Below are 15983 nucleotides of genomic sequence, written 5' to 3' on the forward strand. Positions count from 1 at the left end.
GCCGGCTATTCCGCTCTGCGGAAGTGGTCCCAGCCGCGCGGGCCGCTGTAGGCGGCGCCGTCGACGGTGACCCCGGCGCCGGCCGCCACCCGCCCGACCGGCCGCCACCCGTCGGGCAGCGCGGCGTCCGCCGGGAACGTCGCCGCCAGCGCGTGGTCCTCGCCGCCGGCCAGGATCCAGGTGTACGGGTCGACGCCGAGCGCCTGCGCCGCGTCCCGCATCTGCCGGGGCACCTCGAACGCCTCGCGGCTCAGGTCGATCGCCACGCCGCTGGCGGTCGCCACGTGCCCGAGGTCGGCCAGCAGCCCGTCCGACACGTCGATCATGGCGGTGGCCCCGGCGGCGGCTGCGGCCGGTCCGGCGGCGTACGGCACCTCGGGGCGGCGGAACGCCTCGACCAGCAGGCGGGGCGTGCGGAAGCCCCGGGAGAGCACGGTGTAGCCCGCCGCCGACCAGCCGGTACGCCCGGCCAGCGCCACCACGTCGCCGGACCGGGCGCCGGAGCGGACCACCGGGGCGCGGCCGGCCAGGTCGCCGAGCGCCGTCACCGCGATGGTGAGCGTCGGGCTGCCGGACATGTCCCCGCCGACCACGCTCGCGCCGACGAGCGCCGCCTCCGCGCCCAGCCCGTCGGCCAGTTCCTCGGCCCAGGCCGGGTCCAGCTCGGCCGGCATGCAGAGCGCGACGAGCAGCGCGGTCGGGGTGGCGCCCATGGCGGCGATGTCGGCGAGGTTGGCCGCCGCCGCCCGGTGTCCCACGTCCCGCGCCGACGACCAGTCCCGGCGGAAGTGCCGCCCCTCCACCAGCACGTCGGTCGAGGCGACCACCCGCCGGTCCGGCGCCGCCACCACCGCGCCGTCGTCGCCGGGGCCGAGCAGGCAGCTCTGTCCCTGTGCCAGCCGGGCGGTCACCCGGTCGATCAGGCCGAACTCGCCGACATCAGTGACAGTCATTCCGTCCCCTCGCTCCGCTGCGTCGTTCCGCACGTCCCACCCCTGTCCGTACCGGCGTGTGCTCGCTCACCGCGTCCGACCGGCAACCGATAGGGATCACGGCCGCTCAGTACGGTAGTTTCACCCTTCGGGTCGCCCGGAGGCGACGGACGGAGGTCGAGTCGTGGTACAGGCGTACATCCTCATCCAGACCGAGGTCGGCCGGGCGCGTGACGTGGCCGGTCTGATCGCGGACCTGGCCGGCGTGGTACGGGTCGACGCCGTCACCGGGCCGTACGACGTGGTAGTGCTCACCGAGGCGAACACCGTCGACGAGCTCGGCAAACTCATCGTCAGCAAGGTGCAGATGGTGCCCGGCATCACCCGCACCCTCACGTGTTCGGTGGTGCGGCTGTAAGTGGACGAGAAGGACACCTCCCCCCGCCGGGACGGCGCCACCCGCCGTGCCGCACTCTGGGCGACGCTCGTCGCGCTGCCGGTGACCCTGGCGGTCGCCGGGTTCACGTTCGCCAAGCTGGCCCCGGAGTCGCCGGACGCCGCGCCGAGCGCGTCGGCGAGCCCTCGGGCGCAGTCCAGCGCGCCGGTGGAGATGCCCGCCCCGGCGCTGGCCGAGCGCCCGACCGTCGTCTGCCGGGCACTGATGTCGCAGCTCCCGGACAGCGTGCGTGACCTGGCGCAGCGACCGGTGACCGCGGGCCCGGAGCAGAACGCCGCGTACGGCGACCCGGCGCTGACGGTGGCCTGCGGTGGCAGCCCGGCGCAGTTCCCGCCCACCGACGAGGTGTGGACGGTCAACCAGGTCTGCTGGCACGCGGCGCAGGAGGCCGACGCCACGGTGCTGACCACGGTCGATCGGGAGACGCCGATCCGGGTCCGGGTGCCGAAGTCGTACGAGACGCCGCTGCAGTGGGTGACCTCGATCTCCGAGACGATCGTCAGCTCGGTCCCCTCGGCGAAGCAGGCCCCCTCGGGCTGCTCCGCCTGACGCCCGGCCGGACATCCGGCCGGGCGCCGAGCAACGGTCAGCGGCCGGCGCGGCGGTGCAGGGCGGTACGGATCAGCCGGTTGACCAGCTTCGGATACTCCAGCCCACTGGCCGACCACATCCGCGGGAACATCGACGTCGGGGTGAAGCCCGGCATCGTGTTGATCTCGTTGAGGTAGACGTCCATCTGCGGGGTCACGAAGAAGTCGACACGGGCCAGGCCGGAGCAGTCGAGCGCGGTGAACGCCCGGGTGGCGTAGTCGCGCACCTGCCGGGCCACCGGCTCGGGCAGGTCGGCCGGTACGTCGTACTCGCAGACCTCGTCGGCGAAGATGTACTTGGCCTCGAAGTCGTACCAGTCGCGGTCGCCGATCATCCGCACCTCGGCGAGCACGGAGGCCTCCGGCGCGCCGCCCGCCTCGCCCTCCAGCACACCGCACTCGATCTCGCGGCCGACCACGGCCCCCTCGACGAGCACCTTGCTGTCGATCTCCCGCGCGGTGACGAGCGCGGCGTCCAGGTCCGCCCAGTCGTCGACCTTGGTGATGCCGAACGAGGAACCGGCCCGGGACGGCTTGACGAAGACGGGCAGCCCGAGGCGCTCCTTGTCCTCCTCGCTCAGTGACATCCCGGCGCGCAGCACCGCGTACGGGCCGACCGGGATGCCCTCGGCGGCGCAGAGCTTCTTGGTGAACTCCTTGTCCATCGCCGCAGCGGAGGCGAAGACGTTCGCCCCGACGTAGGGGATGTCGGCCATCTCCAGCATCCCCTGGATGGTGCCGTCCTCGCCGTACGCGCCGTGCAGCACCGGGAAGACCACGTCCACGTCGGCCAGCGCCACCGGACCCTGGGCCGGGTCGAGGACCATCAGGCCGCCGACGGCGGGGTCGGCGCGCAGCACCAGTTCGGCGCCGGAACCGGCGGTGATCTCGGGCAGTTTGCGGTCGGCGATGGCGAGCCCGCTCGGGTCGCCGCTGGCGAGCACCCACTGGCCCTGCCGGGTGATGCCGACCGGCACCACCTCGAACTCGTCCGGATCGAGCGCGGCCAGCACGCTGCCGGCGCTGACGCAGGAGATGCCGTGCTCGGGGCTGCGGCCGCCGAAGACGATCGCCACACGGGTCTTGCCTGGGGTGGTCATGGTCACCTCATCGTTCGCGACTGCGGCTGGCCGTGCTCGCCGGTGGCGCTCACCCGACTGACCTTACTGTGCGTTGCCGCAAGCGGTGGTCGTTACCCGGGGAGACACGGAGTCGCGTGGCAAACGGTCAGGAAGACCTATACAGGGAGTAACGGAACAGCCGGCCTCAGAGGACCGGGTGCCGGGGCCGGCGGCCGACCGCGATGACCTTCACGCGTTGCCGGCCGGCCCGCACCATGCCCAGCGCCATGAACGCGCCGGCGATCCGGTCGGCGGCCTCGCGGCTGCTCGCGCCGACCACCTGGCGGCGGCGTTCCGGGCTGGTCCGTTCGTCACGCCGGGTGCCGTCCGGTGGACGCACGTCGGTCAGGACCACCAGGAACCTGGTCACCGCGGAACCCCTCCCCGTCTCGTGGACCGGCAGGGGCACGCGGCGGTCGGATCGTGGGGGAGTGAAGAATCCGACCACCGCGCGCCCCATCCCCTCCGGTCGCTCACCACCACCGTCGCCACGACAACCGGCGGTGAGGACGCCGTCACACAGTGACAGGTTTACCGGCGTGAATGCAACTCTCATCGACTTTCTCTCATGCCCGCTTTCCCGCCGGATGTGCGACCATCGATGCATGGCGCCGAAGACCGCCCGGGCCCGACGGCTCGGCATCGCCCTGCGGACCCACCGGGAGGCCGCCGGCCTCACCCTGGAGGCCGCGGCCGACGAGATCAACAGCACCCGGAGCACGTTGTCCCGCTACGAGAACGCGCAGACGCTGGTCAGTCCGGCCACCGTGCGCGCGCTGCTGACCAGCTACGGCGTGGGTCCGGCCGACATCGCCGCGGCGGTCGAGCTGGCGAAGGACGCGCGCAAGCCGGGCTGGTGGGTGTCCTATTCGTACCTGCTGGACCAGCGCACCATCGACTTCATCGCGCTGGAGGCCGAGGCGACGGGCATCGCGAACTTCGAACCGTCGGTGGTGCCCGGCCTGCTCCAGACCGCCGACTACATCCGCGGCGTGATGCGCGGCGGTCCCCACACGCTCACCGACGAGCAGGTGGAGCAGCGGGTCCAGCTACGGCTGGACCGCCAGCAGCGGCTCTCCGGCGCCGAGCCGCCGATCCTCGACGCCATCATCGACGAGGGCGCGCTGCTGCGCCCGGTCGGCGACCGCTCGGTCATGTCCGGCCAGCTCCAGCACCTGCTGAAGATGGCCGAACTGCCGAACGTCACGGTGCAGGTGATCCCGCTGGCCGCCGGCTACCACCGGGGCACCCGGGGCTCGCTGCACATCCTGGAGTTCGCCGACCCGGAGGACCCGATCATCGCCTCGGTGGAGACCGTCGCCGGGCAGATGGTCCTCGACCGGCCGGGTGACCTGCGCACCTGCGCCAAGATCATGGAGCACCTGCGGACCGTGGCGCTGAGCCCCGCGGCCAGCCGGGACCAGCTCCTCCGCCTGCTGAACGAGAGGTGACCAGATGAACGGCACGAATCCCGCACCGGCCCGCTGGCGCAAGAGCAGCCACAGTGGCGACGAGGGCGCGTGCGTGGAGATGGCGCCGCTGCCCGCAGCGGTGGCTGTCCGCGACTCGAAGGACCCGGCCGGCCCGGTGCTGATGTTCCCGCCGCACGCCTGGGCGGCGTTCACCGCCGCGCCGCCGCGCGCCTGAGCCCGCCCGCCACCGCACCGACCGCCACCGCGCGCCTGAGCCGGCCGGCAGGCGACGTCAGCCGAGTGGGGCGGCGGCGGTGACGGTCCCGCGGATCGCCTCCAGCGCCGCGATGGCCACCCCCCGCGCGCCGGCCATGTCCCGGTCCGGCACCAGCGCGAACGTGGCCACCGCGCGCTGCTCCTCCCGGAGCACCGTGTGCTCGGCGACAGCGGCGAGGAACCAGTCCCGGAACTCCGGCGCCGCCTCCACCACGCCCCCGCCGACGAAGTACGCGTGCGGGTCGGTGAAGTTGGCCGCGATGGTGAACAGCCGCCCCAGCGCCTTGGCCTGCTGGCCGAACACCTGACGGGCCAGCGGGTCGCCACGTTCGCCGTAGCCGCGCAGCAGCTTCGCCGCCCGGTCCGGCTCCTGTGCCGCGAGCGGATGCTCCGGGTGCCGGGCCAGCCAGTACGGCAGCAGGTTGCGCCGGATCGCGGTGAGCGAGGCGACGCTCTCCGCGTCCCCGGTGAAGCCGCAGGCGCAGACCGGTGCCGCCTGGTCCGGCTCGACCAGGCCGTCCAGCGGGATGTGCACGTGCCCGAACTCGCCGGCCATGCCGGCCGCGCCGCTGACCACCCGGCCGGACTCCACCACGCCCCCGCCGAGCCCGGTGCCGACGATCGCCGACACCGACGACCGGGCCATCGCCTCGGTGCCGAAGTGCACGTGGTGGGCGTAGAGCGCGGCGGCGTTGCCGTCGTTCGCGTACACCACGGGCAGGCCCAGCCGCCGTTCCAGCGCGGTGCGCACGTCGAAGCCCCGCCAGGCGGGCTGGGAGAAGTTCGTCGAGCCGCGCGAGGAGATCACGCCGGTGGCGCTGGCCGGGCCGGGCGTGTCCAGCCCGACCGCGCGGACCAGGTCACGCGGCACGCCGGTGTGGGCCAGCACGCCGTCGAACGCCCGCGCCAGCGCCTCCACCGCCGCCTCCGGCCCGGCGCCGACCTCGCTCGGGATCTCCAGCAGCCCGTCCACCAGGAACCGGCCGTCGACGGTCAGCACCGTGGCGTTGTCACTAGTGCCCCCGTTGTCCAGCCCCACCACCACCGGCACACCTGCGCTGCCCACCGCCACCGCCTCCCGCCGCGCCTGACCCGAGGCTAGTTCCCGTCCGGGCCACCCGCCATGCCCCGGCGGGACTCCCCCGCCATGGTCAGCCGGGGCGGCGGGCGGTCACCGCTGTGGCCTCGCGCTCCTCGTCGCGGACCACCGCCGGTTCCAGCCCGGCGGCGGCGAACACGGCGCACAGTTCCGGGGCCTGCGCGACGCTCGCCTCGACCACGACGTGCCCGCCCGGGGCGAGCCACTGCGCCGCGCCGGAGGCGACCCGGCGCAGCACGGCCAGGCCGTCCGCGCCGCCGTCCAGCGCCACCGGGGCCTCGTACAGGCGCGCCTCGGCCGGCAGGGAGGCCACCGCGGCGCTCGGCACGTACGGCGCGTTCGCCACCACCAGGTCCAGCGTCCCGCGCCGGCCGGCCGGTACCGCGTCGAACAGGTCGCCCTCGTAGACCGGGACGCCCAGCGGTTCGAGGTTGCGCCGGGCGCAGGCCACCGCCACCGGGTCGATGTCGGCGGCGGCCAGCCAGCGGGGCGCCAGCCGCTCGTGCAGCACCACCGCGGCGGCGCCGGAGCCGCAGCACAGGTCGAGCACCGCCGGCGCCGGCCCGGCGAGCGCCGTCGCCGCGTCGACGAGCAGGGCGGTACGACCGCGCGGCACGAAGACGCCCGGGTGCACGGCGATCCGCCGGCCGCAGAACTCGGCCCAGCCGAGCAGGTGCTCGAGCGGCAGGCCGGCGACCCGACGGTCGGCCAGCCGGGTCAGCGACTGCGCCGAGTCGGCGGCGGCGATCAGCAGGTCCGCCTCGTCCTCGGCGAAGACGCAACCGGCGGCGCGCAGCCGCCGGACGAGGGCGGGACGGTCGGGGGTGAACACGGTGGATGCCATGGCAAGCCTTTCGGGAAGCGCTCGTCGGCGCCCCCGGCGTCGCCTCAGCCCCGAGGCGACGCGGACTCGGAGGGAGCGCCGGTCCTCTGCTTGTGGATCGGACTCACCTCCTCGGGTCGGGGCCGCACGGGCCGTGGCTGCCCGTCACCATAGCCCAGCGGCCGATACGCCGTCAGCCCGCCGCGTCGAGCGCCGCCGCCACATCGGCGAGCAGGTCGTCGGTGTCCTCGACGCCGCAGGAGAAGCGCACGAAGCCCGGCGCCGTGTCGTCGCCCCACTGGGCCCGCCGGTCGGCTGTGGTGTGCAGGCCGCCGAACGAGGTGGCGGCGGCCACCAGCCGGGCCGCGCCGAGGAACCGGGCCACCCGGCCCTCGTCGCCCAGGTCGAACGAGAGCACACCGGGCACGCGCCGCATCTGGGCCGACGCGACCGGGTACGCCGGATCCTCGGGCCGGCCGGGCCAGCGGACCCCGGTGACGTCCGGCCGGGCCGCGAGCAGATCGGCCAGCGCCCGCGCGTTGGCGGTCTGCCGGGCCAGCCGCAGGTCGAGCGTGGCCAGCGAACGGTGCGCCAGCCAGCAGTCGAACGCGCCGGGCACCCCGCCGGTGGCGTTGCGCCACGTGGTCACCGCGTTCCGCAGCCCGGCGTCGCGGGTCGCCAGGTAGCCCAGCAGCAGGTCGGAGTGGCCGGTCAGCGCCTTGGTGCCGGAGGCGACCACCACGTCCGCGCCGAGGTCCAGCGGGCGCTGCCCGAGCGGCGTGGCGGTGGTGTTGTCCACCGCCACCAGCGCACCGGCGGCGTGCGCGGCGGCGGCCACCGCGCGCACGTCGGCGACGTCCAGGCCGGGGTTCGCCGGGGTCTCCAGCAGCACCAGCCGTACGCCGTCGAACGACGGGTACGGCCCGGCCGTCGGCACGAGCACCACGCGTACGCCGAGCTGTTCCAGCGTGTCCGAGGCGAACGCGCGCACCGAGTAGTAGCCGTCGGCGGGCAGCAGCACCGTGTCGCCGGGGCGCAGCAGTGTCAGCAGCAGCCCGGTGATGGCGGCCTGGCCGCTGGCGAAGACCCGGCAGTCGCCGCCCTCCAGCTCGCCGACCGCCGTCTCCAGGAGCCGCCGGGTGGGGTTGTCGGGCCGCCCGTACCCGTTCGTCGCCGCGGACGGGCCGCGCTCCGGGTCCAGGTGGTACGGCGCCGCGAAGACCGGGCCGGGCAGGAACGGCTGCCCGGGTACCGCGTCCGGCAGGCCGGCGTGCACGCTGCGCGTGCCGTCACCCCAGTGCTCGCTGCTCATCCCCGCTCCGCTCACTCGTACGACTCGGGCTTGGCGGTGCGGCTCATCAGCGCGTCCACCGCCAGGCGCGGATCCATCCCCTCGTGGCAGATCCGCTCGATCTGCTCGGTGATCGGCATCTCCACCCCGTGCGCGCGGGCCAGGTCGCGGATGGCCAGGCAGCTCTTGACGCCCTCGGCGGTCTGCCGGGTGGCCGCCTGGGCCTGTTCCAGCGTCTCGCCCCGGCCCAGGTGCTCGCCGAAGGTGCGGTTGCGGGCCATCGGCGACGAGCAGGAGGCGACCAGGTCGCCCATGCCGGCCAGCCCGGCGAACGTGATCGGGTCGGCCCCGAGCGCCACGCCCAGCCGGGCGGTCTCGGCGAGCCCCCGGGTCATCAGCATGGCCCGGGTGTTGTCGCCGAAGCCCATCGCGGTGGCGATGCCGTACGCCAGCGCGATCACGTTCTTCACCGCGCCGCCCAGCTCGCAGCCGATCACGTCGTCGTTCGTGTACGGGCGGAAGTACGGCGTGCGGATGGACGCCTGCACCAGCGCGGTCCGGCGGCTGTCGGCGCCGGCGACCACGGTGGCGGCCGGCTGCTCGGCGGCGATCTCGGGGGCCAGGTTGGGCCCGGAGACGACCACCACCCGGTCGGCGGGCACCCCGGCGGTCTCCGTGATCACCTGGCTCATCCGCTTGGTGGTGCCCAGCTCAATGCCCTTCATCAGCGACACCAGCGTGGCGTCCGGCGCCAGGTACGGCGTCCAGTCGGCGAGGTTGCCGCGCAGCGTCTGCGAGGGCACCGAGAGCACGACCACCTCGGCTCCCTCGATCGCCTCGGCGGCGTCGCCGGTGGCTGTCACCCGCTCGGGCAGGCGGATCCCCGGCAGGTACTCCGGGTTGTGCCGCCCGGTCCGGATCGCCTCGGCCACGGCGGCCCGGCGGGCCAGGACCGTCACGTCCCGCCCGGCGTCGGCGAGGATCTTGGCGAACGCGGTCCCCCAGGAACCGGCGCCCAGCACGGCGACGTGCCCGCTCATTCGGTGACCTCCCGGGTGCCGGTGCGGGCGGGCCGCTGCCAGAGCGGCGGTGGTGTGCCGCCGCGGATCTCCGCGACCAGATCCCGGATGCGCAGCATGATGGTGTCCGTCATCTCCTCCAGGATCGGCCGGGTCGGCGTGGCGCCGGCCCAGGGGCTCAGGTCCACCGGCGGCCCGGCGATCACCGTCACCGGCGTGCGCGGGCGCAGCCCGAACCGGGCCGTACGCGGGTCGAACATCCGTTCCGGGCCGACCATGGCGATCGGGACCACCGGGGCGCCGGTGGCGAGCGCCAGCCGGGCCGCGCCGGTCTTGCCCTTCATCGGCCACAGGTCCGGCTCCCGGGTGGTGGTGCCCTCCGGGTAGATCACCACGGCGCCGCCCTCGGCCAGCGCGGCGACGAGCTTGTCCAGCGACTTGACCGCCTCGACGGTGCCCCGCTCGACCGGGATCTGCTGGCACCGGTGCAGGATCGCGCCGACCACCGGCACCCGGAACACGCTGGCCTTGCCGAGGAAGCGCGGCCAGCGCCCGGCGTCGTAGATGTAGTGCGCCACCACGAGCGGGTCGGCGTGCGAGATGTGGTTCGGCACGAGGATCACACCGCCGTCGTGGCGCAGGTGCTCCATGCCCCGCCAGGTGCGCCGGGTCCAGACGGTCATCAGCGGCTTCACCAGCACCACGGCGAGCCGTCGCCAGAACCCCAGCCTGCGCCGTGCCACAGTGCCTCCTCGATCCGCCCTCGCGCCCCGGCACAGAATCATGCCTGTTCGCCCCCGCTGCGGCCAGTGCGGGTGTCGGCGCTCCCGCTGGCAGGATGGTCGGCGTGTCTGAGGCCCGCTGGACCGTGGTGATGCCGGTGAAGCGCCTTCCGGCGGCGAAGAGCCGCCTGCGGGGCGCGCTGCCCGGCGTACCCCACGAGGAGCTGGCGCTGGCCCTGGCGGCCGACACGCTGCGCGCGGTGCGGGCGTGCCCGGCGGTCGCCGGGGTGCTCGTGGTCACCGACGACCCGCGGGTGGCCGCGGCGGCCGGCGCGGCGGGCGCCCGCGTCGCGAGCGACCCCGGCGGCGGCCTGAACGCGGCGTTCCGGCACGGCGCGGCGGTCGCCGGGCCGCGCGCCGCCGTGGCCGGCCTGACCGCCGACCTGCCGGCGCTGCGACCGGCCGACCTGGCCGCCGCCCTGCGTGCCACCCAGGGGGTACGCGGGTTCGTGGCGGACGCCCCCGGCGGAGGCACGGTGCTGCTCGCCGCGCCGGCCGGGGCGCCGCTGGCGCCGCGGTTCGGGCCCGGCTCGGCCGCGGCGCACGCGGCGGGCGGGGCGCTGCCGCTCGCCGGGGACTGGCCCAGCCTGCGCCGCGACGTGGACACCCCGGCGGACCTGGCCGACGCCGCCGGGCTGGGCGTGGGGCCGCGCACCGCCGCGCTGCTGGCCCGGGTCGCCGGGGCGGTCCGGTACGGTGCTGGCATGCAGGGCACGGTGGCGACCTACGACGCGTCGACCCGCAGCGGTGTGCTGCTGCTCGACGACGGCACCGAACTGGCGTTCCCGGCCCGCGCGTTCGACGCCTCCGGGCTGCGGCTGCTCCGTCTGGGGCAGCGTGTCCGGATCGAGCGGGACGCCGACGGCGAGGTGGTCCGGGTGACCTTGCCGACGATGGCGTGAACAACCTGGCCCGAGTTCATTTTCCGTTCACCCTTATCGGGGAATCATGAGGTGGTGAGCACCCCTCGCGAGCACCCCGACGGCCCGCCGCCGATCCTCGACCCCGGCACGCCCCGCAACGGCCGCCCCACCCGCGGCTCGGACGGGCGGTTCCGCCAGACCCGGCCCCCGGAGGAGCGCCTCGGCGCCGATCCGGACGCGACCGCCGCCACCGGGCTGGACGAGCCGCTGGACCCGGTCGAGGGTCCCGGCCCGGCCGACGGGACCGCCGCGGACGCCGGGCCACCGACCACGCCGCCGCTGCCGGAGGACCGCTTCCTCAACCGGGAGCTGTCCTGGCTCGACTTCAACGCCCGGGTGCTGGCGCTCGCCGAGGATCCGCGCACCCCGCTGCTGGAACGGGCGAAGTTCCTGGCCATCTTCGCCAGCAACCTCGACGAGTTCTACATGGTCCGCGTGGCCGGGCTGAAGCGGCGGCTCTCCGCCGGCCTGCCGGTACGCGGCGGTGACCGGCTGCCGCTGCGCACCCAGCTCGACCTGATCACCTCCAAGGCCGCCGGCCTGGTCGCCCGGCACGCCGCCTGCCTCGTCGACGACGTGCTGCCGAAGCTCGCCGCCGAGGAGATCCGCATACTGCGCTGGAGCGACCTGGACGACGCCGAGCGGGAACGGCTGCGCACCTGGTTCCGGGAGCACATCTTCCCGGTGCTCACCCCGCTGGCGGTCGACCCGGCGCACCCGTTCCCGTACATCTCCGGCCGGTCGCTGAACCTGGCCGTGTCGGTGCGCGACCCGGACGGCGGCTCGGAGCTGTTCGCCCGGGTGAAGGTGCCGAACAACGTGCCCCGGTTCGTCCGGGTGCACCGCGACCAGCCGGGCGTGCGGTTCCTGCCGGTCGAGGATCTCATCTCGGTGCACCTCGGCCAGCTGTTCTCCGGCATGCAGGTGGTCGAGTGCCACCTGTTCCGGGTGACCCGCAACGCCGAGGTGGAGGTGGACGAGGACCGCGACGAGGACCTCCTCCAGGCGCTGGAACGGGAGCTGGCCCGGCGCCGGTTCGGCCCGCCGGTACGCCTCGAGGTCGCCGCCTCCATCTCCGACCACATGCTGGAGCTGCTGGTCCGGGAGCTGGACATGGACGGCCACGACGTGTTGCGCGTACGCGGCCTGCTCGACCTCTCCGCGCTCTGGCAGGTCTACGGCGAGGCGGACCGGCCCGACCTGAAGGACCCGTCGTTCGTGCCGGCCACCCATCCGCGTCTTGCCGAGGGTGAGGTGCCGCGCAGCGTCTTCGCCACGCTGCGCGACGGCGACGTGCTGGTGCACCACCCGTACCACTCGTTCGCCACCAGCGTGCAGCGCTTCGTCGAGCAGGCGGCGGCCGACCCGAACGTGCTCGCCATCAAGCAGACGCTCTACCGCACCAGCGGCGACTCCCCGATCGTCGACGCGCTCGTCGACGCGGCCGCGGCCGGCAAGCAGGTGGTGGTGCTGGTCGAGCTGAAGGCGCGCTTCGACGAGGTGGCGAACATCGGCTGGGCGCGCACGCTGGAACGGGCCGGCTGTCACGTCGTCTACGGCCTGGTGGGGCTCAAGACGCACTGCAAGACCGCGCTGGTGGTACGCCAGGAGGGCAACCAGATCCGCCGCTACTGCCACATCGGCACCGGCAACTACCACCCGAAGACGGCCCGGCTCTACGAGGACTTCGGCATGCTCACCGCCGACCCGGAGATCGGCGCCGACCTGACCGACCTGTTCAACGTGCTCACCGGCTACAGCCGGCAGACCGCGTTCCGGCGGCTGCTGGTGGCGCCGCAGGGCATCCGCAGCGGCCTGATCGAGCGCATCGACAGGGAGATCGAGCACGTCCGGCTGGGCATGCCCGGGCTGGTGCAGTTCAAGGTGAACTCCCTGGTGGACGAGGAGATCACCGACGCGCTCTACCGGGCGTCGCGGGCAGGCGTGCACGTCGACCTGCTGATCCGCGGCATGTGCACGTTGCGGCCGGGCGTGCCGGGCCTGTCGGAGAACATCCGGGTCCGCTCGATCCTCGGCCGGTTCCTGGAACACTCCCGGATCTTCCGGTTCGGCAACAACGGCGACGCCGAGTTCTGGATGGGCTCGGCCGACCTGATGCACCGCAACCTGGACCGCCGGGTGGAGGCGCTGGTGCAGGTGAGCGACCCGGTGGCCCGGGCCGAGCTGGACCACGTCCTCACCGCCGCGTTCGACAGCGACGTGGACGCGTTCGAACTGGCCGCGGACGGCACCTGGCACCGGCGAACCGGGGACGGCGACGTGCCGCTGACCCACCTCCAGGATCTGTTGCTGCGCCGGGTCGGCGGCCGGGCGGACTGACCGGGCCGTGGCGCGTGCCGGGCGGGCATACGGTGAGCGGGTGAGCGACGACGAACCGGTACGGATCCGGGCTGCCGGCGGCGTGGTGTGGCGCCCGGGTCCGGCCGGCGTCGAGGTCTGCCTGGTGCACCGCCCCCGGTACGGCGACTGGTCGCTGCCGAAGGGCAAGCTGGACCGCGACGAGCATCCGCTGGTGGCGGCCGTCCGCGAGGTGGCCGAGGAGACCGACGTCCGGGCCGTGCCGCAGGTCCGCCTGCCCACGGTCCGCTACCGCAGCGAGGGGCACGCCAAGGCGGTCGACTACTGGTCCATGCGGGCGGCGGGCACTGGCGGTTTCCAGCCCGGCACCGAGGTCGACGACGTGGCCTGGTTCCCGGTCGACGACGCGGTACGCCGGGTCAGCTACCCGCACGACGCCGAGGTGATCGCCGCGTTCGCGGCGCTGCCGCCGGTCACCGCGACGGTGCTGCTGGTCCGGCACGCGCACGCCGGCAAGCGCGGCACCTGGACCGGCCCGGACCACGGCCGCCCACTGGACGAGCAGGGGTGGACGCAGGCGCGGGCGCTGGTCCCGCTCGTCGCGCTGGTCCGCCCGGCCCGCCTGTTCTCCGCCTCGGCCCGGCGCTGCGTGCAGACGCTGGACCCGTCGGCGGCCCGGCTGGACCTGCCGATCGAGGTCTGCGGCGACTTCGACGAGCCGGCGCCGGGCCAGCAGGTCGAGGAGTGCGCGCTCGCCGCCGCGGCCCGGCTGACCACGCTGGCGCAGGCCGTCGGGACGGTCGCGGTGTGCAGCCAGGGCAAGGTGATCCCGGGTGCGCTGGAACGCCTCACCGGCCGCGTGGGCGAGGACTTCACCACCGCGAAGGGCGGCGGCTGGCTGTTGCCGTTCGCCGGCGACCGGCTCGTGCTGCCCGACCGGTTGTGAGGCGGGCGGCGGCGGTTCAGGGCAGCGTGACGGTGAGCGTCACCGGCAGGTGGTCGCTGGCCTCGGTGCGCGGTGCGCGTACCTCGCCGGCGGTCAGGCCCGGCGAGGTGAAGACGTGGTCGATCTGGGTGCGGGGGTCGTCGGCCGGGCTCGTCCGCAGCGGCCGGGCCGCGGCCAGCGCGTCCACCAGCCCGGTGCGGGTGAACTCGGCGAACGCCGCGTCGTCCGGCTCGGTGTTCAGGTCGCCGCCCAGCACCAGTGGACGGCCGTTCGCGTACCGCCCGGCGAACGCGGCCACCTCGCCCGCCTGCTCGACCGGATCCCGGCCGGGCGGCGGCTGCAGGTGCGTGGCCACCACGGCCAGTTCCCGGCCGCCGAGGTCGAGCGTGACGCCGAGCGCCTGCGCCCCGGTCGGCGCGCCGTGCGCCCTCAGCCGCCGGGTCTGCCCGGACCGCATCGGGAAACGGCTCAGCACCGCGTCGCCCCAGACCGGATCGGCGGCGGGCGCGAAGACGTACGGCATCTCCAGCCGCCCGGCCAGCAACGCCAGCGTGTCGTGGCCGCCGTTGAGCCACCAGCCCCGGTCGACCTCGCTGAGCAGCACCACGTCCGCGCCGCGCAACTCCCGGGCCACCGCGTCCAGGTCCAGCCGGCCGTCCAGGCCGAACCCCATCCGGATGTTGTACGCCGCCACCCGTACCGTCGCCGTGGCGCTCGTGGCGCGGGCCGGTGCCGGTGGCACGTGCAGCGCGGCGGCGAGCCCGGCCAGCGCGGTGAGCCCCGCCAGGGCAGCGATCCGGGCCGCGGCGGGCAGCACCGGGCCGGGAACCGCCGCGCCGGACGACGCCGGTGCGGGCCGGAGAGGCGCCGTAGCGGCCACCAGAGCCACCAGGACGGCCGTGGCGACCGGCGCCCAGCCGTTGGGGTACCCCAGGTCGTAGGCGGCGTAGTAGGCCACCGTGGCCACCGCGAACACCAGCATCCCGAGCGCCGGCGCCCGCCCGCGCCGCGCCCCCGCCCGCCCGCCGTCCGCGTCTCGTCCGTCGGTGGCGGCGGCCCGGTCGGCGGCCGCGTCGGTGAGCGCCAGGCAGCCGCCGAGACCGGCGGCGGTGAGCAGGTACGCCGGGACGAGAAGCCCGGTCACGAACAGCACCGACCCGGCGAGCAGCGCCAACGGCCACAGCATCCGCGCCACGTGCACCGGTGCCCGGAACAACGCCGCCGCGAGGAACAGCAGCACCGCGAGCGCGCCCAGCAGGTGTCCGCCGGCCGGGCGGGCGAGGCCCGGGAATCCGGGCGATCCGGTGCCGGCGGCGGCGCTCCAGAGCGCCGGGGCGAGCGCCACCTGACCGGCCAGCAGCAGCGCCGGCCCGCACAGCAACCAGGCCCGGCGACCCGGGACAGGCACGCGCCGCCCGGCGTCGCCGTCGGCCGCACCGGCCGTTCCCGCCGCGTCGCCGCTCGCCCGCTCCCGCCGTACCGCCACCGATGCGGCCAGGAACACCAGCACCAGCAGGGCGCTCAGGCTCCAGGCGAGCGCACCGCCACGCCACACCAGGTCCTCGGTGCCGAGCAGGGCGTGCCCGACCGCGTTCCCGGCCAGGCCGAGCGCCAGCCCGGCGACCGGGCGCGGCACGGTCGCGGCCACGGCGGCGAGCCAGACCAGGCCGGCGAGCAGTCCGGCGCAGGCCAGCCAGAGCTGGGCCGGGCCACCGGGTTGCGCGGTCAGCGCCAGCCGGGCCGCGGCCAGCACACCGGCCGCGACCAGACCGACCGGGGCGGGGCCGACGCGGCGTACGAGCGTGGGCGCGCCGAGGGCGAGCAGGAACCAGCCGAGCGCGAACGCGCCGAGCAACTCTGCGGGCGTCTCGGCGGCCCGGCCGAACAGGGTGATGACCGACGGGAGCCAGACCCGCAGCACGTCCAGCAGGACCGCGACACCGAGCGCGAGCGTGAGGGTGGAGAGGTGACGGTGCCGCACGGGCGCCTCTTC

The 15983-nt window shown here is 75.0% G+C and carries 15 protein-coding genes and 1 pseudogene; 7 read left to right on the top strand and 9 right to left on the bottom strand.

What is annotated here, in order from left to right; all coding sequences use genetic code 11:
* Positions 1-5 precede the first annotated feature (5 nt).
* The gene (locus O7607_RS05855) at positions 6-953 is read right to left on the bottom strand and encodes a thiamine-phosphate kinase (RefSeq protein ID WP_269701546.1); all 948 of its coding nucleotides are present in this window, start codon (positions 951-953) and stop codon (positions 6-8) included.
* Between the two features lie 163 nt (positions 954-1116).
* Here O7607_RS05855 and O7607_RS05860 point away from each other — a divergent pair, with 163 nt between their 5' ends.
* Both O7607_RS05860 and O7607_RS05865 read left to right on the top strand, forming a co-directional pair.
* Entirely contained in the window at positions 1117-1350 is a 234-nt protein-coding gene (locus O7607_RS05860; RefSeq protein ID WP_013284547.1) for an Lrp/AsnC ligand binding domain-containing protein, read from the top strand.
* The gene (locus tag O7607_RS05865; RefSeq protein ID WP_269701548.1) at positions 1351-1938 is read left to right on the top strand and encodes a DUF3515 domain-containing protein; all 588 of its coding nucleotides are present in this window, start codon (positions 1351-1353) and stop codon (positions 1936-1938) included. It abuts the gene before it with no gap.
* 37 nt (positions 1939-1975) lie between these two features.
* Here O7607_RS05865 and O7607_RS05870 read toward each other — a convergent pair whose 3' ends face one another.
* Positions 1976-3079, bottom strand: coding sequence for a D-alanine--D-alanine ligase family protein (locus tag O7607_RS05870; protein ID WP_091420221.1), 1104 nt, complete (start codon positions 3077-3079; stop codon positions 1976-1978).
* 166 nt (positions 3080-3245) lie between these two features.
* Positions 3246-3470 (bottom strand): hypothetical protein, encoded by a 225-nt coding sequence (locus O7607_RS05875; RefSeq protein WP_269701551.1) that lies wholly within the window; start codon positions 3468-3470, stop codon positions 3246-3248.
* A gap of 235 nt (positions 3471-3705) precedes the next feature.
* Between O7607_RS05875 and O7607_RS05880 the strand changes: the two genes are divergently transcribed.
* Both O7607_RS05880 and O7607_RS05885 read left to right on the top strand, forming a co-directional pair.
* Positions 3706-4551, top strand: a complete 846-nt coding sequence (locus O7607_RS05880) for a helix-turn-helix domain-containing protein (RefSeq protein ID WP_269701553.1) — start codon at positions 3706-3708, stop codon at positions 4549-4551.
* A gap of 4 nt (positions 4552-4555) precedes the next feature.
* Entirely contained in the window at positions 4556-4747 is a 192-nt protein-coding gene (locus tag O7607_RS05885) for a DUF397 domain-containing protein (protein WP_269701554.1), read from the top strand.
* 57 nt (positions 4748-4804) lie between these two features.
* On the opposite strand, the gene O7607_RS05890 is transcribed toward O7607_RS05885, so the two are convergent.
* The 5 genes from O7607_RS05890 to O7607_RS05910 form a co-directional block, all read right to left on the bottom strand.
* Complete coding sequence (locus O7607_RS05890) at positions 4805-5854, bottom strand: ROK family protein (RefSeq protein WP_269701555.1); 1050 nt, start codon at positions 5852-5854, stop codon at positions 4805-4807.
* Between the two features lie 85 nt (positions 5855-5939).
* The gene (locus O7607_RS05895; protein WP_269701556.1) at positions 5940-6731 is read right to left on the bottom strand and encodes a putative protein N(5)-glutamine methyltransferase; all 792 of its coding nucleotides are present in this window, start codon (positions 6729-6731) and stop codon (positions 5940-5942) included.
* 172 nt (positions 6732-6903) lie between these two features.
* Positions 6904-8022, bottom strand: coding sequence for a cystathionine gamma-lyase (locus O7607_RS05900; protein WP_269701557.1), 1119 nt, complete (start codon positions 8020-8022; stop codon positions 6904-6906).
* A gap of 11 nt (positions 8023-8033) precedes the next feature.
* On the bottom strand, positions 8034-9041 hold the full coding sequence (locus tag O7607_RS05905) for an NAD(P)H-dependent glycerol-3-phosphate dehydrogenase (protein WP_269701558.1): 1008 nt from the start codon (positions 9039-9041) through the stop codon (positions 8034-8036).
* Positions 9038-9763 (bottom strand): lysophospholipid acyltransferase family protein, encoded by a 726-nt coding sequence (locus O7607_RS05910; protein ID WP_269701560.1) that lies wholly within the window; start codon positions 9761-9763, stop codon positions 9038-9040. Before O7607_RS05910 ends, O7607_RS05905 begins: the two co-directional genes overlap by 4 nt.
* Before the next feature lie 95 nt (positions 9764-9858).
* Here O7607_RS05910 and cofC point away from each other — a divergent pair.
* The 3 genes and pseudogenes from cofC to O7607_RS05930 all read left to right on the top strand — a co-directional run.
* Positions 9859-10482 (top strand): annotated as a pseudogene (gene cofC / locus O7607_RS05915) (2-phospho-L-lactate guanylyltransferase); the annotation flags it as partial.
* Positions 10483-10758: 276 nt separating this feature from the next.
* Positions 10759-13065 (top strand): RNA degradosome polyphosphate kinase, encoded by a 2307-nt coding sequence (locus O7607_RS05925; protein ID WP_269701562.1) that lies wholly within the window; start codon positions 10759-10761, stop codon positions 13063-13065.
* Between the two features lie 7 nt (positions 13066-13072).
* Entirely contained in the window at positions 13073-13990 is a 918-nt protein-coding gene (locus tag O7607_RS05930; RefSeq protein WP_269701564.1) for an NUDIX hydrolase, read from the top strand.
* A 16-nt stretch (positions 13991-14006) separates the two neighbouring features.
* Here O7607_RS05930 and O7607_RS05935 read toward each other — a convergent pair whose 3' ends face one another.
* A complete protein-coding gene (locus O7607_RS05935) occupies positions 14007-15971 on the bottom strand; it encodes an endonuclease/exonuclease/phosphatase family protein (protein ID WP_269701565.1) in 1965 nt (654 codons plus the stop codon).
* Positions 15972-15983 lie beyond the last annotated feature (12 nt).

Origin of the sequence: Micromonospora sp. WMMA1949, from assembly GCF_027460145.1 — a bacterium.
Taxonomy (GTDB): domain Bacteria; phylum Actinomycetota; class Actinomycetes; order Mycobacteriales; family Micromonosporaceae; genus Micromonospora.